21 protein-coding genes are annotated in these 22,457 nt (G+C 43.8%); 19 read left to right on the top strand and 2 right to left on the bottom strand.

What is annotated here, in order from left to right; translation table 11 throughout:
* Positions 1-328 precede the first annotated feature (328 nt).
* Positions 329-1,240: an alpha/beta hydrolase gene (locus DYU05_RS13925; RefSeq protein WP_117383709.1), complete on the top strand. Its 912-nt coding sequence runs from the start codon at positions 329-331 to the stop codon at positions 1,238-1,240.
* A gap of 1 nt (position 1,241) precedes the next feature.
* On the opposite strand, the gene DYU05_RS13930 is transcribed toward DYU05_RS13925, so the two are convergent.
* Complete coding sequence (locus DYU05_RS13930) at positions 1,242-2,111, bottom strand: transglutaminase-like domain-containing protein (RefSeq protein WP_117383710.1); 870 nt, start codon at positions 2,109-2,111, stop codon at positions 1,242-1,244.
* A gap of 52 nt (positions 2,112-2,163) precedes the next feature.
* On the opposite strand from DYU05_RS13930, the gene DYU05_RS13935 reads away from it, so the two are divergent.
* The gene (locus DYU05_RS13935; protein WP_117384012.1) at positions 2,164-2,952 is read left to right on the top strand and encodes an O-methyltransferase; all 789 of its coding nucleotides are present in this window, start codon (positions 2,164-2,166) and stop codon (positions 2,950-2,952) included.
* Between the two features lie 230 nt (positions 2,953-3,182).
* Here DYU05_RS13935 and DYU05_RS13940 read toward each other — a convergent pair whose 3' ends face one another.
* Entirely contained in the window at positions 3,183-4,319 is a 1,137-nt protein-coding gene (locus tag DYU05_RS13940) for a BamA/TamA family outer membrane protein (RefSeq protein ID WP_117383711.1), read from the bottom strand.
* Between the two features lie 112 nt (positions 4,320-4,431).
* Between DYU05_RS13940 and DYU05_RS13945 the strand changes: the two genes are divergently transcribed.
* The 17 genes from DYU05_RS13945 (at position 4,432) to DYU05_RS14025 (ending at position 22,442) form a co-directional block, all read left to right on the top strand.
* A complete protein-coding gene (locus tag DYU05_RS13945; RefSeq protein WP_117383712.1) occupies positions 4,432-5,412 on the top strand; it encodes a deoxyhypusine synthase family protein in 981 nt (326 codons plus the stop codon).
* 254 nt (positions 5,413-5,666) lie between these two features.
* Positions 5,667-6,944: a c-type cytochrome gene (locus tag DYU05_RS13950; protein WP_117383713.1), complete on the top strand. Its 1,278-nt coding sequence runs from the start codon at positions 5,667-5,669 to the stop codon at positions 6,942-6,944.
* A gap of 51 nt (positions 6,945-6,995) precedes the next feature.
* Positions 6,996-10,040, top strand: coding sequence for a TAT-variant-translocated molybdopterin oxidoreductase (locus DYU05_RS13955; RefSeq protein WP_117383714.1), 3,045 nt, complete (start codon positions 6,996-6,998; stop codon positions 10,038-10,040).
* A 23-nt stretch (positions 10,041-10,063) separates the two neighbouring features.
* A complete protein-coding gene (gene nrfD / locus DYU05_RS13960) occupies positions 10,064-11,536 on the top strand; it encodes an NrfD/PsrC family molybdoenzyme membrane anchor subunit (RefSeq protein ID WP_117383715.1) in 1,473 nt (490 codons plus the stop codon).
* A gap of 2 nt (positions 11,537-11,538) precedes the next feature.
* Positions 11,539-12,075, top strand: a complete 537-nt coding sequence (locus tag DYU05_RS13965; protein ID WP_117383716.1) for a DUF3341 domain-containing protein — start codon at positions 11,539-11,541, stop codon at positions 12,073-12,075.
* Complete coding sequence (locus DYU05_RS13970) at positions 12,068-12,643, top strand: c-type cytochrome (RefSeq protein WP_317127857.1); 576 nt, start codon at positions 12,068-12,070, stop codon at positions 12,641-12,643. The genes DYU05_RS13965 and DYU05_RS13970 overlap by 8 nt, the downstream gene beginning before the upstream one ends.
* A gap of 15 nt (positions 12,644-12,658) precedes the next feature.
* On the top strand, positions 12,659-13,930 hold the full coding sequence (locus tag DYU05_RS13975; RefSeq protein WP_117383718.1) for a quinol:cytochrome C oxidoreductase: 1,272 nt from the start codon (positions 12,659-12,661) through the stop codon (positions 13,928-13,930).
* A gap of 48 nt (positions 13,931-13,978) precedes the next feature.
* A complete protein-coding gene (locus DYU05_RS13980; RefSeq protein ID WP_117383719.1) occupies positions 13,979-15,175 on the top strand; it encodes a cytochrome c oxidase subunit II in 1,197 nt (398 codons plus the stop codon).
* Between the two features lie 18 nt (positions 15,176-15,193).
* Entirely contained in the window at positions 15,194-17,086 is a 1,893-nt protein-coding gene (locus DYU05_RS13985; protein WP_117383720.1) for a cytochrome c oxidase subunit I, read from the top strand.
* A gap of 146 nt (positions 17,087-17,232) precedes the next feature.
* Positions 17,233-18,297, top strand: coding sequence for a COX15/CtaA family protein (locus tag DYU05_RS13990; protein ID WP_117383721.1), 1,065 nt, complete (start codon positions 17,233-17,235; stop codon positions 18,295-18,297).
* A complete protein-coding gene (gene cyoE / locus DYU05_RS13995; RefSeq protein WP_117383722.1) occupies positions 18,294-19,175 on the top strand; it encodes a heme o synthase in 882 nt (293 codons plus the stop codon). Before DYU05_RS13990 ends, cyoE begins: the two co-directional genes overlap by 4 nt.
* Positions 19,176-19,177: 2 nt before the next feature.
* Complete coding sequence (locus tag DYU05_RS14000) at positions 19,178-19,756, top strand: cytochrome c oxidase subunit 3 (protein ID WP_117384013.1); 579 nt, start codon at positions 19,178-19,180, stop codon at positions 19,754-19,756.
* Between the two features lie 6 nt (positions 19,757-19,762).
* Positions 19,763-20,473: a cytochrome c oxidase subunit 3 gene (locus DYU05_RS14005; protein ID WP_117383723.1), complete on the top strand. Its 711-nt coding sequence runs from the start codon at positions 19,763-19,765 to the stop codon at positions 20,471-20,473.
* 21 nt (positions 20,474-20,494) lie between these two features.
* Positions 20,495-20,848 (top strand): cytochrome C oxidase subunit IV family protein, encoded by a 354-nt coding sequence (locus DYU05_RS14010; RefSeq protein WP_117383724.1) that lies wholly within the window; start codon positions 20,495-20,497, stop codon positions 20,846-20,848.
* The gene (locus DYU05_RS14015) at positions 20,841-21,539 is read left to right on the top strand and encodes an SCO family protein (RefSeq protein WP_117383725.1); all 699 of its coding nucleotides are present in this window, start codon (positions 20,841-20,843) and stop codon (positions 21,537-21,539) included. The genes DYU05_RS14010 and DYU05_RS14015 overlap by 8 nt, the downstream gene beginning before the upstream one ends.
* 41 nt (positions 21,540-21,580) lie before the next feature.
* Positions 21,581-22,156: a DUF420 domain-containing protein gene (locus DYU05_RS14020; protein WP_117383726.1), complete on the top strand. Its 576-nt coding sequence runs from the start codon at positions 21,581-21,583 to the stop codon at positions 22,154-22,156.
* Positions 22,157-22,166: 10 nt separating this feature from the next.
* A complete protein-coding gene (locus DYU05_RS14025) occupies positions 22,167-22,442 on the top strand; it encodes a hypothetical protein (RefSeq protein WP_117383727.1) in 276 nt (91 codons plus the stop codon).
* Positions 22,443-22,457 lie beyond the last annotated feature (15 nt).

Below are 22,457 nucleotides of genomic sequence, written 5' to 3' on the forward strand. Positions count from 1 at the left end.
AAATGCTTTAAGGCTGCCCGTAAGGGCAGCCTTTTTTGTTGGTGAAAAGTGCTGGAATTTAACCTGTATTTTATACTATTCAGTGCAAATAAAATTGAAAATAGCCTTTGAAAAAGCTGCGGTTTTTGAAGATTGCTGAATAAATTTTTGGCGTAAAACTGTGCCGGCGTGGTTAATTTTGCGGTTTTTACCGGAAAGATGATGTTGGGTTCAACAAGTGTTCAAATGCATCGGGCACAAAAAAAGCTGAACACTTTAGCGTTTTTGGTGGTGTTTAATCAGTGTCTATTTTATACATTAGCTTTTATAACCAGCTATACCCATCTTCATGAAAAGTGTTAAACTCATACTGCTTGCCATGCTATTTTCATCAGCCGTTTTAGGGCAGGAAAAGGCCATTCCGTTGTACCCCAACGGCGTGCCCAACTCCAAGCCAACGCCTGCAACCTATAAAGAAAGTATCAATGAAACCTCGTGGATAGCCAAGGTGAGCAGACCTACATTAACGGCCTATATTCCGGCCAAAGGCACCGCAAATGGCACTGCCGTTATTGTGTTTCCTGGTGGTGGGTATGCCGGCCTTGCATCGGCGCATGAAGGTGTGGCGATAGCACAGGAGTTCAATAAAATAGGCGTAACAGCTTTTGTGCTGAAGTACCGGCTGCCAAGCGATAGCATCATGAAAGACAAGGCTATAGGGCCACTGCAAGATGCGCAGCGAGCCATTCAAATGGTTCGGCAGGATGCTGCCAAATGGGGGGTAAGTACCAATCGCATAGGTATAATAGGCTTTTCAGCAGGAGGTCACCTGGCGTCAACCGCGGGTACACATTTCGATAAAGTGGTAATAGACAATAAGAACAACATCAGTGTCCGCCCGGACTTTATGATGCTGATATATCCTGTTATTACCTTCGGAGAGAAGACACACGCAGGCTCTAAAGAAAACTTAATAGGTAAATCACCATCGCAGGACATGGCAGACCTGTACTCTAACGAGAAGCAGGTTACCTCAAACACACCGCCCACCTTCATCGTCCATGCAGAAGATGACGATGTAGTACCCGTAGAAAATGCGCTGATGATGTACGAAGCGCTGGTAAAAAACAAAGTAAAAGCGGAGTTGCACATAGTGCCATCAGGCGGTCACGGTTTCGGTTTAAAGAACCCACGCAGCACAACCAACTGGTTTGATTGGGCTAAGATCTGGATGAATGATAACGGTTGGTTGAAGCCCTGATTTAGGGAGTAAGCGGATCAAGTATATTAAGTAACTCCTGCAACTCATCAACCTTTTCCGATGCGCCTGCATGCTCGTATGCGCTGATTAGGTTACGAATAACACGTTTTATTATATCAGTATTCGAGCATGGCTCGTAAAACTGCCTGTCAAATTTCAGGTTAAGCTGCTTTAGGAACATGTCTACATCCCTGCGGCCGAATATGAAACCCTTATTGAACGCATTAATGTAGAACAATATACCGCCCTCAAAGTCGGATTCGCGGCTTTCATCCATATAAGCCAGTATAAAGTGCTGGGGCAGGTTAACACCGTATACAGGGATATCCAGCTTTTGGGCAATAATGGAGTAAATGATTGCCAATGAGATCTGGTTACCCTTTTTACTTTCCAGTACCTGGTTAATATAGCTATTCTGAGGATCGCGGTGGTTGCTGGTGTTACCGCTAAAACCATGGATGCTATAAAAAACATGGTTCATGAGCTTTATCTGCTCCACCGGGCTGCCTTCATTGTTCATTTGCAGCCATATATCACGCTTTATCGCTTCAATTTGGTTTATAACCTTTTGCTCATCAAGATCGGGGTATTGGTAGCGGTTAACAATAAGTATACCCTGCAGCAGGTCGAACGCGCCCCCCTGGTACCACAACTGTAAGTCGTTTTTTACCGTACCGAATTGTATTTCATGCACCAGGTTTGCTATTCGTTCTTGTTGTATAGGGTCAAAGGCTTGTTCCCAGGCGCTCTCCAGGTACTCTATAGCTTCTGCACCATAGGAAAGCAGCTTTTGATGCACATGACCAAAAATTTCTGCATCCGGATCGTCCAGTAAACGTATAAGGGAATTTACTTCTGTTGGATTGATCATATCTCTATCTGCTAAAATAATAAAGTTTGTATACTTTTACAGCATTATACTGATGTCTAAACTAACGTTCACCAAGGATTTTCTGTTGCACAGGCTAACGTCAAAAAACCGTCATGGTTTGCACTCGCCATTCGTTTACAAACTGGTAGATGAAGTAATTTACGATTTAAAGCCTAAAGCTGCTTACGATAAAATAGAACAGGAACGCGATCAATTACTGGTTGATGATCGCTATATCAACGTAACCGACCTTGGTGCAGGTTCGCGCGTTAACAAAAGCAATCGCAAAAAAATTAGCGATATAACAATTAACGCGCTTAAACCACCAAAACTTGCACAGCTGCTTTACCGCATAGCTGCCTTTGTAAAGCCGCGCAATATTGTAGAACTGGGCACCTGCCTTGGCATAACATCGCTTTATCTGCACGAGGCGGCTCCGGAAGCGAAAGTATTCACGCTTGAAGGTTGCCCTCAAACCGCTGGTGTAGCTAAAGAAGTTTTCGAACGAGCCGGCGTGAACGACATCGAGTTGGTAACAGGCAACTTTGACGATACACTTGATAGCGTTTTAAGCAAACAAGAACAGCTTGACCTGGTATACATAGACGGTAACCACACTAAAGCGGCCACTTTAAACTACTTTAACCAATGCTTGCCCCGCGTACATGAAAATACGCTGCTAATATTTGACGACATCTATTGGAGCGACGGGATGAAGGAAGCTTGGGCGGAGATAAAGGCGCATCCCCGAGTGATGATCACCGTTGATCTTTTCTGGATAGGGCTGGTGTTCTTTAAAAAAGACCGAGCTCAAAAGGAGCATTTCAAAATCAGATTTTAAAAGCGTTTTGTAAGGCAAGGTGTCCCGCTTTATGAGTGGGACAGGTGGGACACTTTGGGACACATCATTGTTGACTATCAACTATTTACAATGTTTTATTTTCGAAAGCGGGACAGTTGTAAAACTTTATCTGACCTTAGTTAAGTATCTTACATTCAATATTATAAAGACAGAATCAGCCTTTTTCTGATCAGCCATTGGGACACCCAAAACGAGACAATGTGGGACACCTAAAACGCTTCTCCCAAGCCAACATAAAAACCGCTTTGCCTGCTCTCGCCGGCGCGTTTTTCGCCAACTCCGTAATCAACACGGATGCTCAAGCCTTTTTCGGTATCGAAGAAATAGCGTAGACCTCCGCCGTAATTGGGTTTAAATTCGTCGAAACTGAAGGTCTTGTTGAACACCTGGCCGGTGCCTGCAAAGCCAACAATCCCAAATCGGTCGCTAAGTCGGTAACGCAGTTCTGTTTGGGCAGCCAGCAGGTTACGATCCCGAAAACGTCCGTTGTAATATCCACGCATCATTTCATCACTTCCCAAAGCGGGCAATAAGTAAAAAGGAGATTGCGCCCCGGTCGTGCTTTGTTCCTGCACATCAAAGCCAAGTACAAATCTTTTGCTTAGCTTGAAAAATTGGGCATACTCGAAATTGAATAACCCGCCGTTATAGCTGCTGTTGCTGCCTGTACCTTTTCTAAAATCAAAATAGCTGGTTATTATGGCTCCCTTGGTGGTGTAAGTATTGTTATTCCGTCCGTCATAAACAAAGCTTGGCCCCAGGTAAAGCGTTGTACCGCCGTGCCGCCCTTCAATAGTAGGGTCGGTCTCAAAAATTCCGGCATTATCAACATCATTAAAGCGATAGTCTAAAGCTCCGCCTACAATGCCTATGTAAACGTTTGTTCCTATGCTTTTTTCAGCAGTAAAAGCAAAGCGGAAGCGTTTCTGCCCCAGCCTGTCAGCATTGGCTTTTCCTGTGTTATTGCCGATGCCATAAAAATCAAAAGGAAAGTTAATGTAACCCACAGCGGCAGTAATATGGTATTTGTTGCCGGGCAGCCAATAGTTGGTGCTGAGGTTTATGCGGCTTTGTCCCTTGCTGGTTAGCGTGCCGTAGGCAAAGATGTTAGATACGCGGGTGAATGCGTTAATAGTATCGGTATAAAAAGAATACAGCGCAGATCCGCCAAGTTCAAGGCCTGTTTCCGGTGCCGAACTGATAACCGGCAGTAACACAAAACTGGGCTTTTTTGTACTGTCCTTCTCAAAGTACATACGGTAAATAACTTTTTTAATACTCTTAATCTGAGAAAAGGCAGGTATAACGCCCAAGGCAAGAAGTACTGTAACGACAAATTTTTTCATACGATAAGGCGGCTAAGATAGCTTGAAAACCGCCGTTACGTTCAAATTGGAATTTAAAAATATTGGTGTGCTCAAAATGCCTACTTTTGCAAAATAATTAAGAATTAAGAAGATGAGTACAGAAAGAGGCCCTATATCTGAGTTTATTGAGAAAAATTACCTGCACTTTAATGCTGCTGCTTTAATGGATGCGGCCAAAGGATACGAAACCCACCTGCTGGAAGGCGGTAAAATGCTGCTTAGCCTGGCCGGTGCTATGAGTACTGCCGAGTTGGGCATCTCGCTTGCCGAGATGATCCGTCAGGGTAAGATAGATATTATTTCATGCACAGGTGCTAACCTCGAAGAAGACATCATGAATCTGGTTGCTCACTCGCACTACAAACGTGTGCCAAACTATCGCGACCTGAGCCCGCAGGACGAGTGGGACCTTTTAGAGAACCACTACAATCGTGTTACCGATACTTGTATACCGGAAGAAGAAGCTTTCCGCCGTTTGCAAAAACATATTCATAAGATATGGAAGGATGCTGATGACGCAGGTGAGCGCTACTTTCCGCATGAGTTTATGTATAAGATATTGCTTAGCGGAGAGCTGGAGCAATATTACGAGATAGATCCTAAGAACTCATGGATGCTGGCAGCTGCCGAGCGCAACCTGCCAATAGTAGTACCCGGATGGGAAGACTCTACTATGGGTAATATATTTGCATCGTACGTTATAAAAGGCCAGATGAAAGCCAGCACCATGAAGAGCGGTATAGAGTACATGGCATGGCTTGCTGATTGGTACGTTAAAAATTCGGACGGTAAAGGTCTTGGCTTTTTCCAGATAGGTGGCGGTATTGCCGGAGATTTCCCAATTTGTGTTGTGCCTATGCTTTACCAGGATATGGAGATGGAGAACATTCCGTTCTGGAGTTACTTCTGCCAAATTTCAGATTCCACAACCTCATACGGCTCATACTCAGGTGCAGTACCAAACGAAAAGATTACCTGGGGCAAACTCGACATCAATACCCCTAAATTTATCGTAGAAAGCGATGCGACAATTGTTGCACCACTCATTTTTGCGTGGATATTAAAACAATAACGATTTTTTTGAAAAAATCAAAAAATCTGAAGTTTTCTTTTAACGATAAATTTCTTTCAAAAACCCCCTTTACGATATGTTTAGAGGGGTTTTTTGATTTGTTTAGAACGATTATAAATTAGAGTTTAGTGTCACTAATTTGTCAGTCGTACTGTAATAAATCATACTTTTGTGGCTGAAAAATTGGGTAAAACATACATCTTTACGTCCGTTTCACACATTAATAATATAATTATTTAGCATAAATACACTTTATGAGAAATATCTCATTGATCTTTAAACAATTCTCAAAATCGCTTTTACTGGTTGCCGGTTTGGCTATTTGCAGCCTAAGCGCAAATGCCCAGGCAGATGCAGCAAAAGGAGAAGCAATTTTTAAATCTAAATGTACCGCCTGTCACAAGATCGAGACCAGGATGACCGGCCCGGCACTTGGTCCGCAGGTTACCCAGGAAACGGACGACAAGTACCTTACTAAATGGATCCAGAACAATCAGGCGCTTATTGCGGCTAAAAATCCAAAGGCACTGAAGATCTACAACGAGTACAACCAGGCCAACATGACGGTTTTTGCCGAGCTGAGCGATGCTGATGTTGCTAATGTGCTTACCTATGTACGCGGTGAATGGAAGAAAATGCAGGACAAGCCTGCTGCCGGCCAGGCTGGTTCTACAGGTGCTGCAGCAGAAAGCGGCCCAAGCTCGTTATTAATATGGGGACTGATTGGCGTAATCGTTATTGCCTTCATCGTTATACTTGTATTAAACAAGGTAATTGCCACACTGGAGCGCTTATTGCTTAAAAGAGGTGGTTTAGCGCTTGAAGACGAAGAGGTTACTGAAGTTGAAGCTGTAAAAGCTGACAGGCTTGCAGACGTAAAACGTGCTCTCAAAAACAAGAAACTGGTATTCTTTATAGTGCTATGTGGTGTTATTGGCTTAGGCAGCTGGAGCTGGGTTACTATGTGGAATACCAACGTTCACCAGGGTTACCAACCAGTACAGCCTATCAAGTACTCTCACAAACTGCACGCAGGTATCATGAAAATTGAGTGCCAGTACTGCCACACCGGTGCATTTAAATCAAAGAACGCAGCTATCCCATCGCTTAATGTTTGTATGAACTGCCACAAGGTGGTTAAAACAGAGTCTCCGGAGATACATAAGATTTATGATGCTTTAGGTTACAATCCTGAGACACAGAAATACGACAGCACTAAGGCTCGGCCTATCCAGTGGGTGCGTATACACAACCTGCCAGATCTGGCTTACTTTAACCACTCACAACACGTTAAAGTTGGTGCAATAAAATGCCAGACTTGCCACGGCCAGGTGCAGAACATGCAGGAAGTTTACCAGTACTCGCCACTTACAATGAAATGGTGTATACAGTGCCACAAACGCACCGAGATCAACTCTAAAGGCAGCGCTTACTACGACAAAATACTTGCTGCTCACGATAAGATCAAGAAAGGCGAGAAAGTAACCCCTGCAATGCTGGGTGGCCTTGAATGCGCTAAGTGCCACTATTAATAACAAGATCACAACACAAGAGAACTTAACATTACAGTTTATATAGCTTAAATGGATAGCAATAAAAAATACTGGAAAGGTTTAGAGGAACTAAACAGGACGCCAGAATTTGTTGAGAAGAACAAACATGAGTTTGCCGAGCCTATACCTATCGAAGAGGTATTAAGCGGTGGTGGCTTATCCAGCAAAACACCGCGCCGCGATTTCTTAAAGGCGCTTGGTTTTGGTGTGGGTGCGGTAACATTGGCTGCTTGCCAAAAAGTACCGGTACATAAATCTATACCATACCTAATAAAGCCTGAAGAGGTAACTCCCGGTGTAGCTAACTATTATACATCTACTTTTGAAGGTAATGCTATACTGGTTAAGACACGCGAAGGCCGCCCTATTAAAATAGAAGGTAACCCTAATGATCTTTTGTCTAAAGGTGGTTTAAGTGCACAGGCGCAAGCATCTGTACTTGAACTATACGACAATACACGCGTAAAAGAGCCAATGGTTAACGGCAGCGAAACTGGCTGGACACAGCTTGACGCTTTGGTTCGTAACAACCTGGCATCTATAAAAGCAGGTGGTAAAAAGATACGCATCATTACGTCAACTGTACACAGCCCTTCTACTTTAGCGGTTATTGCTGATTTTATTGCTGCTTATCCGAACACTAAACACATTAACTACGACGCGGTATCATATACCGGTATTATACAAGCCAACCAAAACAGCTTTGGTAAAGCAGTTATCCCTCACTATGATTTTGGTAAAGCTGATGTTATTGTAAGCTTCGGTGCAGACTTCCTGGGTACCTGGATCTCTGGCGAAGAATTTAGCAGCCAGTACGTAACTAACAGAAATAACAAATCGCTTGAAGGCAAAAAGATGTCGCGCCACATCCAGTTCGAAACTGGTATGAGCATGACAGGTACTAACGCTGACGTGCGTATGCCAATAAAGCCGTCTGAAGAAGGTATTGCACTGGTTAACCTTTACAACGCTATCTCCGGAACTACACTACCAGGTTCAAAAAAACTGACCAATGCTAGTGCAGATAAGGCCATTATCCTGGCAGCTAAAGAACTGGTTGCAGCAAAAGGACGCGCACTGGTTGTTGCCGGCAGCAATGATGTGGCAACACAAGTATTGGTAAATGCAATCAACTCTTTACTGGGCAGCTACGGTACTACCATTGATCTGGACAATCCGTCACTACAATATAAAGGTAACGACGCGGAACTTGTTGAATTTGTAAATGAAGCAAAACGCGGCGAAGTTGACGCGGTATTCTTCCTGGACGCTAACCCGGTATACGATTACTTTAATGTAAAAGACATACAGGCAGCTTTAAAGAAAGTTAAACTCCGTGTATCATTTGCTCATCACCTGGATGAAACAGCTAACACCTGTAATGTTGTTGCACCTAACCACCACTACTTAGAAGGATGGGGTGATGATAACGCTGTTGCCGGTTACTACACTATACAGCAGCCAACTATCAACCCGGTGTACAATACACGCCAGGCCGAGCAGAGCATGCTGTTGTGGAGCAATAACCCTGTAAAAGATTACTACACTTACGTTAGAAATAACTGGAATACAAACCTGTTGGCTAAAGGTGGCTTAGCAGGACAGGCAGGTTGGGAAACCGTGTTGCAAAATGGCTTTATTAAAGCCCCTGCTGCTCCGGCCGGTACTTACACGTTCAATTTAGACCTGAACGCTGTAGCACAAACCATCATCAACCATAGCAACCAACTAGCATCAGGCAATAAGGTAGAGCTGCAGATTTACCAAACCGTAGCAATGCGCGATGGTAAAAAAGCAAATAACCCATGGTTGCAGGAGCTGCCAGACCCGGTATCTAAAGTTACCTGGGATAACTTTGCAGCCATGTCTCCGTCTGACGTTAAAAAACTTGGTTTAGAAGAATTTGAAGTAGTTACAATAGATGCCAATGGCTATTCTATTTCGCTACCGGTATTATCACAGCCAGGCCAGGCACAAGGTACAGTATCTGTGGCTGTTGGTTACGGCCGTACACATGCCGGATTAGTTGGTAATGGTGTTGGTAAAAATGCATTTCCTTTCCATAGCTTCCGCAATGGTACATTCCAAACCAGCGCGCCGGCTACGGTAACTGCTACAGGTGATGTATTCCCGCTTTCGCAAACACAAACGCACCACTCTTTTGAGGGACGTAACGTTATCCGCGAAACTACGCTGAAGGATTACTTAAAGAACCCTGCCTCTAACAGCGGCAAGGAAGAAGAAAAAGAGACATACGATCTTTGGGACGAGTACGAGCGCCCTGCATACAACTGGGTAATGGCCATTGACCTGAACGCTTGTACAGGTTGCGGTGCCTGCGTGGTTGCTTGTAACGTAGAGAACAACATCCCGGTTGTAGGTAAAGAAGAAGTTGGACGCCGCCGCGAAATGCACTGGATCCGCATCGACCGTTACTACAGCTACGATGATGGAAAAGGTAACCTTGACGTAACCAAAGAAAAAGATATTGATAAGCTGGAGAACTTTGACAATGTGTCGGTAGTGCACCAGCCAATGCTTTGTCAGCACTGCGATCATGCGCCTTGTGAAACTGTTTGCCCGGTATTAGCTACCGTACACTCATCAGAAGGCCTTAATCAAATGGCTTACAACCGTTGCGTAGGTACACGTTATTGCGCTAACAACTGCCCTTATAAAGTTCGCCGTTTCAACTGGTTTAACTACTGGAACGATTCACGTTTCGACAACTACCTGAGCAACGAGCATACTCAACTGGTACTAAATCCTGATGTTACTACCCGTTTCCGCGGTGTAATGGAAAAATGTACTATGTGCGTACAGCGTATACAGGCTGGTAAGCTTAAAGCCAAAATAGAGAAACGTCCGCTTAAGGATGGTGATGTACAGGTTGCCTGTGCGCAAACCTGCTCGGCTAAAGCGATCATATTTGGTAACGCTAACGATCCTAACTCTGAAGTATCAAAAGCGCTTAAGAGCGAAAGAACTTACTACGTGTTAGAAGAGCTTAACGTGAAACCAGGTATTGGCTACCAGGTTAAAGTAAGAAACACATTATCAGAATTACAGGCTTAATTATTACAAGAGATTTATAATATATGGCATCTCACAGTGAATCGATAATCAGGGAACCGTTAATTACGGGCAAGGACATCACCTATGCCAAGATTACTAACGATGTATTGTACCCTGTAGAAAATAAACCAAATAAAGCCTGGTGGATAGGTTTCACCGTAGCCAGCATGGGCGCTTTACTTTGGGTAGTGGCTATCAGCCTTACCTTTTGGTATGGCCTTGGCGAATGGGGATTGAACAAGACAGTAGGCTGGGCATGGGACATCACCGGTTTCGTATGGTGGGTAGGTATCGGGCACGCCGGTACGCTTATCTCTGCGGTACTCTTGCTGTTCCGTCAAAACTGGCGTAACTCAATTAACCGCTCTGCAGAGGCGATGACCATCTTCGCGGTAATTTGCGCCGCTACATACATTGTAGCGCACATGGGCCGCCCTTGGTTGGCATACTTCACACTGCCGCTTCCTAACCAGTACGGCTCACTTTGGGTCAACTGGAACTCGGCACTGATGATGGACGTGTTTGCGATCTCTACTTACTTCTCTGTATCATTAGTATTCTGGTACACTGGTTTGTTACCTGATATCGCATCTATCCGTGACCGTGCAACAGGCTTACGCCGCCGTATATATTCGGTAATGTCATTCGGCTGGACAGGTTCAGTAAAAACCTGGCAGCGTTTCGAGACCGTGTCACTAATCTTGGCAGGTATCTCTACACCACTGGTACTTTCAGTACACACAATCGTATCCTTTGACTTTGCAACTTCACTGGAACCGGGATGGCATACCACCATCTTCCCTCCATACTTCGTTGCGGGTGCTATCTTCTCTGGTTTCGCAATGGTGCAAACGCTGCTGCTGGTTACCCGTAAGGTTTTAGGACTGGAAAACTACATCACCATGTTCCACATAGAGTCGATGAACAAGATCATCATGTTAACCGGTTCTATCGTAGGCGTGGCTTATATCACTGAGTTCTTCATTGCCTGGTACTCTGGTGTAGAATACGAACAATATGCTTTCATCAACCGTGCTACCGGTCCGTACTGGTGGGCATACTGGAGCATGATGAGCTGTAACGTGATCTCTCCGCAGGTATTCTGGAGCAGCAAGCTGCGCAGAAACATCAAGTTCTCCTGGTTCTTGTCTATCATCGTGAACATAGGTATGTGGTTCGAACGTTTCGTGATCATCGTAACCTCTCTTCACCGCGACTATATCCCTTCAAGCTGGGTAATGTTCTATCCTACATGGGTAGATGTGGCCGTGTTCATCGGCTCTATAGGCTTGTTCTTTACCATGTTCCTGCTGTTCATCAGGGTGCTGCCATCAGTGGCAATGGCCGAAGTGAAACTGTTGCTGAAATCATCAAGCGAGCAGGCCAAGAAAAAATTAATTGACGACGGCCACCTGGAACCTGCAGAAGTGCAGTACTATAAAGAGTCGCTGGTTAAGTTTGACAGTGTTGACATGTCTGATTACGAAAAAGTATAAAAATGAGTAGCACAAAATTTATATTAGGCTTATTTGATGATCCCGATGATATGATGCACGGGATAGAGAAGCTACAGAAAAATAGCATCCCGATTTATGACGTGTACACCCCAATGCCTATCCACGGTATTGAGGATAAGCTGGGCGTTAAGGAGTCTCGTTTGGGCTACGCCGCTTTTTGCTTTGGCTGTCTGGGCGCAACCGTAATATTTAGTATCCTTTATTACACGCTTGTGCATGACTGGCCGATGAACGTTGGTGGTAAACCGCACTTTGCAATGCCTAACTTTGTCCCTTTTACATTTGAGTGGACAATTTTATTCACCGCTTTTGGTATGACACTTACCTTTTTCGCAGCAACACACCTTTTCCCTGGCCGTGCGCCAAGGGTAATGGACCTGCGTGCTACCGATGACCGCTTCGTGATAGCAGTAGACGCTAAAGGAAACGTACCTCACGAGGATATAACCAATTTATTAAAAGAAGCAGGAGCTGTAGAAGTAAAGCATAACAACAGAAAATATGTTAGCTATGAATAAAATAAAAATATTGGGTACAACGGCTTTCGTTATCGCTGCATCGATCGTTATCACGTCGTGCAAGGATAGGCGCAGCACGGGCTGGCAATACGCTCCCAATATGTACGAGCATATCGCATACGAATACGACCAGGCTAACCCAAACTTTAAGGATGGGAAAACCGCGCAGGTACCACCGGCGGGTACTATACCTATCGGCTTCAAACGTTTTGACTATCCTAATAATAACGCAGGGTATCAGTTAGCGAGCACTGAAGTAACTAATCCGCTCGCTGCAAATGCACAAAACCTTGCAGATGGAAAAGCACTGTTCACCACCTTTTGCTCTCCGTGCCATGGTGTAAACGGTCAAGGTGATGGTACAGTTGTTCAGCACGGATATCCGGCCCCGCCGTCGTACTCGAAAGGGCAATCATCACGCGGTGGCGCCATGAAAGACCTTACCGATGGAAAGATATATCATACCATTACTTACGGTGTAAATGCCATGGGCTCTTACGCATCACAGGTGGCTCCGGAAGAGCGCTGGAAGATAGTAATGTATGTTCACCAATTACAACAACAATAAGATCTTATCAAGAAAATGGCTCATCATAATACAATAGAAGAAAAATTTGAATTTGGCGGTACAGCCAAAACGTGGAGTTTGGTTGCCATTGTAATTGGTGTTATATGTATTGCGGCCGGCTTTATCATGGGCGGCGAGCATGTGCAAACCACTTATAGCAACCTGCTGCTGATGTCATACTACTTTGTATGCGTATGTACTTGCGGCGTATTTTTTATGGCGTACCAGTATGTAGCCCAGGCAGGTTGGTCTGCATCGGTTATAAGAGTGCCCCAGGCATTTGCAAAAGTGCTGCCTATAGCTAGTGTTATATTGATCATCGTTGTTACTTTAGGTCTTATTAACACACACGAAGTTGTAGAACATGGTAAAAAGGAGATGGTTCCTTACCTGTATGCACATTGGGCTACGCACGGCTTAACCGATCCGGCGTCAGAAAACTATGATCCTATTATTGCAGGTAAAGCCCCTTTCCTTAATATACCATTCTTCTTCGGTATGCTTGTAGTGTTACTAGCTGCATACAGCTACTTCGGCTGGGCTTTAACAAAAGCATCAAATGACGAAGACTCAGAAGGTGGCATGCGCAATTATGACAAAAGCTTTAAGCTGTCATGTATATTCCTGGTTATTTTCGGTTTTACCTTCCCAATATTTGCTTTTGGTACCATTATGTCCCTTGAGGCACACTGGTTCTCAACTATGTTTGGCTGGTATAACCTTGCTGCTATGCACGTTGTAGGTTTAGCTATCATGGCGCTTACTATTGTGCTGCTACAGAAAAAGGGCCACTTTACATGGGTTACTGAAAACCATCTTCATGATTTTGGTAAACTGATATTTGGTTTTTCAATATTCTGGACTTATGTATGGTTTGCACAGTTCTTCTTAACCTGGTATGCTAACATGCCTGAGGAGTCTGTATATTTCTACAAGAGGTGGGAGCCTGAGTACAAATGGTGGTTCTGGCTTAACATTGTCCTTAACTTCCTTGCGCCTTTGCTGTTGTTAATGTCAAGAGACGCCAAGCGTTTAATGAACCGTATGGTACTTACCTGTATCGTGCTTATCATCGGCCACTGGTTAGATTATTACCTGATGGTTATGCCGGGCACTGTTGAAGAGGGTACAATGAACATTGGTAAATCAATTGTAGAAGAGTTAGGTACATTTATTGGCTTTGCCGGTTTATTTACTTTCTGCATGCTTACTGCGCTGAGCAAGTTCAGTTCCCTGGTGCCTAAAAAACATCCGTTCTTACAGGAGAGTCTGCACCATCACATATAATAATTGTTAAATTTGCAAACTGAAATACAGCATCAAAAAACCAATAAAATGGGATTCAAAAGTTTAATAAGTTCTAAAAAAATGCTTTCGCTGTTAGCTGCGTTTATGCTGTTGGGCACAAACCTGCTGATGGCTCAGGACGCAACCAAAGATCCGGGCGCTACCACTCTCAAGGGAGATGCTGCACCAAGTGTTTGGCTAGGCCCGGGCTACTACGTATTGCTGTTTATTGTAGTATGTTTTGTAATAGGCATTGTAGGTAAAATATTGCGTGTTTATGATCTTACCCAACAGATCCAGAATAAAAAGCCAATTAACTGGAATAATGTAATGGGTATTTTTTGCCTGGTATTCCTTATAGCTGGTTTATACGGCGCATATTGGTCTCTTACTGTACAGGGTAGCCAAATATTACCAGAATCAGCATCAGCACATGGCGTTAAAATAGATCAGATGTTCTGGACTACTACTGGTATTACACTGGTTGTTTTCTTTGTAACTCAGATATTGCTGTTTACTTTCTTATTCCGTTACCGCTACTCAGAGAAGCGTCGCGGCCATTACCTTCCGCACAACAATACCATAGAAAAGATATGGACCATTGCACCTGCAATTGTGCTTACCGTGTTGGTTATCTTCGGTTTCTTCACATGGCAGCAGATCATGAACACTGTTGATGCTAAAGGTGAGCAAGCTTCTATCAATATTGATATCACCGGTCACCAGTTTGCCTGGGAACTACGTTACCCAGGTAATGACGGACGATTAGGCAGAACTGATTACAAATTGGTAAGCGGTACGAATAAAGTTGGTGTTGATTTCAAAGACAGATATAGCATGGACGATTTACAGGCTGATACTATGTATATGCCGGTACGTAAATCTATAAAACTAAATATTCACGCACAGGATGTTATCCACAGCGTTTATATACCGCACATGCGTGTTCAGCTAAATGCTGTACCGGGCTTGCCAACCTACTTCAAATTTACACCAACTATTACAACGGCAGAAATGCAGCGTAAACTTGGTGACCCTGCCTTTGAATATGATGTGCGTTGCAATAAGATTTGCGGTGGTGCACATTATAACATGAAAAAGATAGTTCGTGTGGTAACCGAGGCTGAATACCAGGCATGGTTGGCTCAACAAAAGCCTTACCTTACCGATCAGATCAAAAAAGATCTGAAATTTGCTGAGGTAAAGCCGGTAGCACAAAAAAACAGGTTAGCGTTAAACAATTAAGACTAAAGATTAGCGAGTATGTCAACATTATCAGTTCACGATCACGGAGTAGCACATCACGAAGACGATCACGGACACCATCATCATAATGAAACGTTCCTGACCAAATATATATTCAGCCAGGATCACAAAATGATTGCCAAGCAGTTCCTGGTTACAGGTATTACCATGGCAGTTATAGCGATGGTTTTATCTATACTTTTTAGAATTCAGTTAGCTTATCCTGATCAGGCTTTCCCTTTTATGGAGACCCTTTTAGGAAGGTTTGCTCCTGGTGGCCGTTTAGATTCTAACTTCTACCTGTCACTGGTTACCATTCACGGTACCATCATGGTATTCTTTGTACTTACTGCGGGTTTGAGCGGTACTTTCAGTAACCTGCTTATCCCATTGCAATTAGGTGCCCGCGATATGGCATCGCCATTCATGAACATGCTGTCTTACTGGTTCTTCTTTTTAGCCAGTGTTATCATGCTATCATCATTTATGGTTCAAAAAGGCCCTGCCAGCGGTGGTTGGACAATTTACCCGCCATTATCTGCACTACCTAAGGCAATGCCTGGTTCAGGTATGGGTATGACGTTATGGTTGATCAGCATGGTGTTCTTTATCGCCTCGTCATTGATGGGCGCTATAAACTACGTTAGTACCGTATTGAATATGCGTACTAAGGGTATGGATCTTTGGAAAATGCCGTTAACTATCTGGGCGTTCTTCCTTACCGCTATCTTGGGTATCCTCGCATTCCCTGTACTTGTTGCAGGTGTGGTATTGCTTGTGTTTGACCGTAGCTTTGGTACAAGTTTCTACCTTTCAGAGATTGTGTTAAACAGCAGCCAGGTTCAGCCTTATGAAGGTGGTAGCCCAATCTTGTTCCAGCACTTGTTCTGGTTCCTGGGTCACCCTGAGGTATACATTGTAATTATGCCTGCTATGGGTATATCATCAGAAGTAATGTCTGTAAATTCGCGTAAACCAATCTTTGGTTACCACGCGATGGTTTACTCCCTGATAGGTATTACAGTACTGTCGTTCATTGTTTGGGGTCACCACATGTTTGTGACGGGTATGAACCCGTTCCTGGGTGGTGTGTTCATGATTACCACCCTGATCATCGCGGTACCATCAGCTGTAAAGACTTTCAACTGGCTGGCAACATTGTGGCGCGGTAATATCCGTTTCACCGCTGCTATGCTGTTTGCAATCGGTATGGTGTCTTTCTTTATCTCAGGTGGTTTAACAGGTATCTTCCTTGGTAATGCTGCGTTGGACATCAACCTGCATGATACCTATTTCGTGGTAGCTCACTTCCACCTTGTAATGGGTTCCGCAGCTATATTTGGTATGCTTGCCGGTGTTTACCACTGGTTCCCTAAAATGTATGGCCGCATGATGAACGAGCGCTTGGGTTACCTGCACTTTTGGCTTACCTTTATTGGTGCTTATCTAGTGTTCTTCCCAATGCACTTTATGGGTCTTGATGGTGTACCACGTCGCTACTACGCTTTCACAGAGTTTGAGTCGATGAAGCGTTGGTTATCTGTAAACACATTTGTTACATGGGCAGCTATCATGTCAGCAGTAGCTCAGGTTGCATTCTTGTTCAACTTCATCTACTCCATATTCTTTGGTAAGAAAGCAACTCAGAACCCTTGGCAAGCAAATACATTGGAGTGGACAGCACCTGTTGAGCACATCCATGGTAACTGGCCTGGTGAAATACCAACTGTTTATCGTTGGCCATATGACTACAGCAAGCCCGGCGCAGAAGAGGATTACATCCAGCAAACTGTACCGCTATCACAAACTATGAGCTCTAACCTTCCGCATGACTTTGAGGACAACCCTGTTGGCCTGGAAGCACACGCAAACTGGGTAAGTACTCAAAAGAGCAACGAAGAAGTAAAGTAATAATATACTGATCTGATCTTTTAGGGTAGCTGTTCAAGTCGGTAGCCTCAAGTCAGGAGTTCTAAGTCAGACATTCGGGCTTAAGACTTTTGAGCAGGAACTTCGGACTTACACAGTTACCCTAATTTTTTAGTAAGGATTTTTGAATGAGCAGTAACGCATCCGGTAGTAAGTTTCTAAACATAAATCTCGCAACAATAATCCTGCTGTTTATACTGATATTAGCAGGAGGCGTGGTGCGCAGTACTGGTTCGGGAATGGGATGTCCTGACTGGCCTAAATGCTTTGGGCAATATATACCCCCGACAGACATTTCTGAACTGCCTGCCAACTACAAAGAAGTATATGCAAACGGACGCATGGCTAAAAATCAGAAGTTCGCTAAAATGCTTGATGTTTTTGGATACAGCCAATTGGCTATGCGTATTCGCAACGATAAATCTATACTTGTCCCGGAAGAGTTTAACAGCGCACGTACCTGGACAGAGTATATCAATCGGTTGATAGGCGCAATATCAGGTATATTTTTGTTGTTAACTGCGGTTTACTCTTTCCGTTACTGGAAGAGCAGCAAGTTCATCGTTATATTAAGTATACTCAACCTTATACTGGTAGGCTTTCAGGCATGGTTAGGTTCTATCGTGGTGTCAACAAACCTGGTAGCCTGGATAGTAACCGTACACATGTTATTGGCCCTGGCCATATTGGCTATATGCATAGCAACATACCATATGGCCAAAACAAACGGAAGGTATAAACTTACCGTTAAGCCACTGCTGGCGGTAGTTACGTTAATAGTACTAGCATTAAGCATTTTGCAGATAACTTTTGGCACTGAGGTGCGTGAGAAAATAGACGCTGTAGCCAGCCACCTCGAAGGTAGCTACCGCGACAGCTGGACCTCGCGCGCCGGCGAGATCTTCAATCAGCACCGCGATATGGCGTTGGTTGTACTGGCACTTAACATTGTGTTGTACGCGCTGGTTCGGCGCAACTTTAGCAGGCACTCTATACAGCAGCAACTCATGAGCTTTACGTTCCTGATGATTATGCTGCAAATTGTAACTGGCATACTGCTTTCATACTGGTCGTTGCCTCCATTTGCGCAGGCTGCGCACATTGTACTGGCTAGCTTGGTTTTTGGCGCGCAGTTTTACTTATTGTTAAACTTGTTTAGTTCGGTGAACAATATACAGGAGGCGCGCAGATGAAGTGGAGCGACTTTAGCAAACTGATAAAACTGCGGCTTACCTTTTTGGTAACCTTCTCGGCGTCCATATCTTTTGTAATCGGAAGCAAGGTAAACGGCCCTATTGACTGGGGCGGACGTGATTTCTGGACCAAATGGTTGATGCTGATCGTAGGTGGTTTCCTGGTAACATCCGCTGCAAATACTTTCAACGAGATAATCGAGAAAGACCTTGACCGGCTAATGAAACGCACATCAGACCGCCCGATGCCGGCTGGCCGTATGACGACCGGACAAGGATTGGTGATAGGGTTATTTATGGCGCTGTTTGGCACTTACTTGCTGGGCAAGCTCAACCTTACCACTGGTTACTTGTCGGTATTCTCCATAATCCTATATGCTTTTGTATATACACCACTGAAACGCAAATCGCCTATTGCGGTGTTTGTTGGTGCTATACCGGGTGCTTTGCCACCACTTATTGGATACGTTGCTGCACATCCTAAGATTGATGAGATAGCGCTGATTTTGTTCGGGATACAGTTCGTTTGGCAGTTTGTACATTTCTGGGCAATTGCCTGGGTACTGGACGACGACTATAAGCTTGCCGGCTTCCGCTTGCTTCCTACAGGCAAGCGCGATCTCACAAGCGCCATAGTTACGTTCATATTTGCCGTGATCATGTTCCCGGTAAGTTTACTGCCAACTATTTATGGTTACGGCGGTTACTTGGTAGGGGCGGTATCTGTAGTTATGAGTACCTTATTCTTGTACCAGGCTTATAACCTTCTAAAGATGCGCGACATCAAGGCAGCACAGAAGCTGATGTTCGGCTCTTTTTATTACTTGCCGGTGGTGCAACTTATGTTTTTGTTTGATTTTATAGGAAAAGTAAAATGATAATGGCTAAGATAGAACAGGAAGATAAACTAAACCTGGCCCCAAAAAAATTCAATATGTGGATATTCGTATTCACATCATTTATGTTCTTTGCTGCTTTAACCAGTGGCTTTATTGTATACAGCGGCGGTACAGGCCATGCGCTTGGTATGAAGCTGCCTTCAGCGTTTATATACAGCACCATTGCAATCGTTGTTAGCAGTATAACCATGCAACTGGCATCCAAAGCAGCGCGCGAACTACAGTTTGCAAAACAGCGCCTGTTGTTAGGGATAACCATCGCTTTAGGTGTAGCGTTCTTCGTTATACAGATCTATGCATGGTCTTACATGGTGAACCAAATGGGTGTGTACTTTACAAACCCTAACGCGTCGCAGTCTTTTGTTTATGTATTCACCGGAATGCACCTTTTGCATATCCTGGCGGGCATTTTGTTGCTTGCCAATACCATGTGGGGAAGCTACAGCGGCATACCACAAGTTAAGAACTTATTTAGAATGCAGATGTCCTCTATTTTTTGGCATTTTGTCGATATTATATGGATTTATCTGTATGTTTTTTTACTTTTGAACCAACAATAAAAACTCATGAGTGCACAAGTATCACCTATTGATGAAGTAAAAACCACGCCGTGGTCTGGCGGCAGCTCGCCGTTCAAAGTGGAGTATGGCAAAATGATGATGTGGTTTTTCCTCCTGTCGGATGCGTTTACCTTCTCTTCGTTACTAATCTCTTACGGCGCGTTACGTTTCAGCTCTAACAGCTGGCCTGCTGCCGATCTTATATTTCAGTCGGTTCCGGGTATGCTGGATAGCGGAGCACCTTTGGTGTTCGTAGGCTTAATGACCTTTATCCTTATCATGAGCTCGGTTACCATGGTACTTGCCGTTGAGGCTGGTCACCGTATGGCAAAGAAAGAAGTTACCATGTGGATGATCTGGACCATTATAGGTGGTTTTACCTTTTTAGGTTGCCAGGCATTGGAGTGGACACACTTACATCACGAAGGTTTTTGGTGGGGCACAATCCCGCACGAATTAAAAGAGTACTTTAGAGAAGGTGCTGCATTGTCTCCAACATATACGCAGCAGTTTGCCAACCTGTTCTTTACAATTACTGGTTTCCATGGTTTCCACGTGTTTAGCGGCGTTATTATCAACATCATCATTCTGGTGAATGTTATTGCTGGTACTTACGAGAAACGCGGAAGCTACCTGATGATAGAGAAAGTGGGCCTTTACTGGCACTTTGTAGACCTTGTGTGGGTGTTCGTATTTACCTTCTTTTACTTAGTTTAAAACAATCAACTGAACAAAGATATGTCAGCAGAAAAAACAGAAGTTCACCACGAAGAGCATGGCGAACACGAATCAATGACCAAAGGGAAGATCTGGAGAGTATTTTTTGTACTGTTGGGTATTACCGTTGTTGAGTTCTTTATAGCATTGGTGTTGGTACCAAGAGGTGTACCGCAGCACATAGCTAACCCTATTTACATTATTTTAACGCTGTTAAAAGCGTTCTACATTGTTGCTTATTTCATGCACCTTAAATTCGAGAAGGTAGGTTTAATGCTGGCCATTATTGTTCCTATCCTTTTCATCATCGGGCTTATACTGGTACTTACAAACGAAAGTCATTACTGGGTAGACCTTAAGATATTTAATGCTTAAAACAAGCCTTCCTAAAAAGATAGTAATCCTGGTAATGATATTAGCATTACCGGGATTTTTATATTATTTACTAACCGCAAAGGGCAAAAACCGGTATAAACCGCTGCCATTTTACGGCCCTAAAGAAGTTGCTAAAACCGGCCATAAGTTTCATGGCAAGTACATACCAGACACCATTTACCACAAGGTTGGCGACTTTAAGTTAACAGACCAAAACGGCGCTGGAGTTACAGCTGCTACTTTCGACAAAAAGATTTTTGTCGCTAACTTTTTTTACACCAGCTGTGCTGATGTATGTAAAACGGTAAACACTAACCTTGGTGGCTTGGTGAAAAACTATCGTAATAACAAAATGGTAAACTTTGTTACAGTTACCATTGATCCTGAACATGACAACGTTGCCGCACTGAAGAATTATGCATCACAGTTTAGGGAAGCCGGCAAGTGGCTTTTTCTTACCGGTGATACTACAAACATCTACAACCTGTCACGCAATGGTTTGCTTGTAAATGCTTTTAAAACGGCGGATGGCTCTTTCGCGCTCGACGATAAATTAGTGCTGGTAGATGCAGAAAAACGCATACGCGGGTATTATTCGGGCACGTCAACTACGGACATGGTTAAGCTGAATGACGAAATAAAAGTGCTGATATCTGAAGAGTTGCGCAAGGTAGACAAAGCCTTATATTAATAAAGGCGGCCTTCGTCTCGCCGCTTACTTATCTTACTGTTATGACTGATAAATTCATCTTTCGTTTTGTAGCTGTCGTTACTGTTTTTGTGATCCTGGTGGTTATTGTACTTAACCGGCATTTGATACCCGGCCCGGAAACCCCACCTGCTTTTACACCTTACCTGCCCATGCTTAATGCCATACTTAATGGTACCTGCAGCATATTACTTGTTACTTCGTTATATTACATAATGCACGGTAATGTAAAGGTTCATAAAAGGCTAAATATTACAACGTTCATACTTTCGTCGCTATTTCTTGTATCATACATCTTGTTTCATTATTTAATGAGGAGAGACACCCTTTACGGTGATGCTAACGGAGATGGTGTTTTATCAGCTGAAGAACGTACTGCTATAGGTGGCTTGCGTACACTTTACCTCAGCATACTTACGCCTCATATTATACTGGCAGCAGGAGTATTGCCGTTGGTACTGCTAAGTTTTAACTACGGGCTTAAAATGCAGGTAGAAAAACATAAGAAACTGGTAAGATGGACGTTTCCAATATGGTTATTCGTTACAGTTTCAGGAGTAGTTGTATATTTGATGATCTCTCCTTATTACCACTTTTAATATAGGTAACATGAAAAAATTCAAATTTATCCTGATTGCGCTTGTATTTTCTTTACTGTCAGCATCTACCATTGATGTTAAAGCGCAGTGTGCTGCCTGTACCGCATCTGTAGAATCAAGCGCGCAAAGCGGCAGTAAAACTACCAAAGGCTTAAATGCAGGCATTATGTTTTTATTAGCTGCCCCATACCTGGTAGTAGCAGTCGGTGCCTATGTATGGTACACCAAATATCGCCGTAAAAACGTGGAGCTGAACATCCGTCCGGAAAAGCTTAACTTAAACTAACAGCCACACCTTAGA

The sequence above is a fragment of the Mucilaginibacter terrenus genome, assembly GCF_003432065.1.
In the GTDB taxonomy this organism is placed as follows: Bacteria; Bacteroidota; Bacteroidia; order Sphingobacteriales; family Sphingobacteriaceae; genus Mucilaginibacter; species Mucilaginibacter terrenus.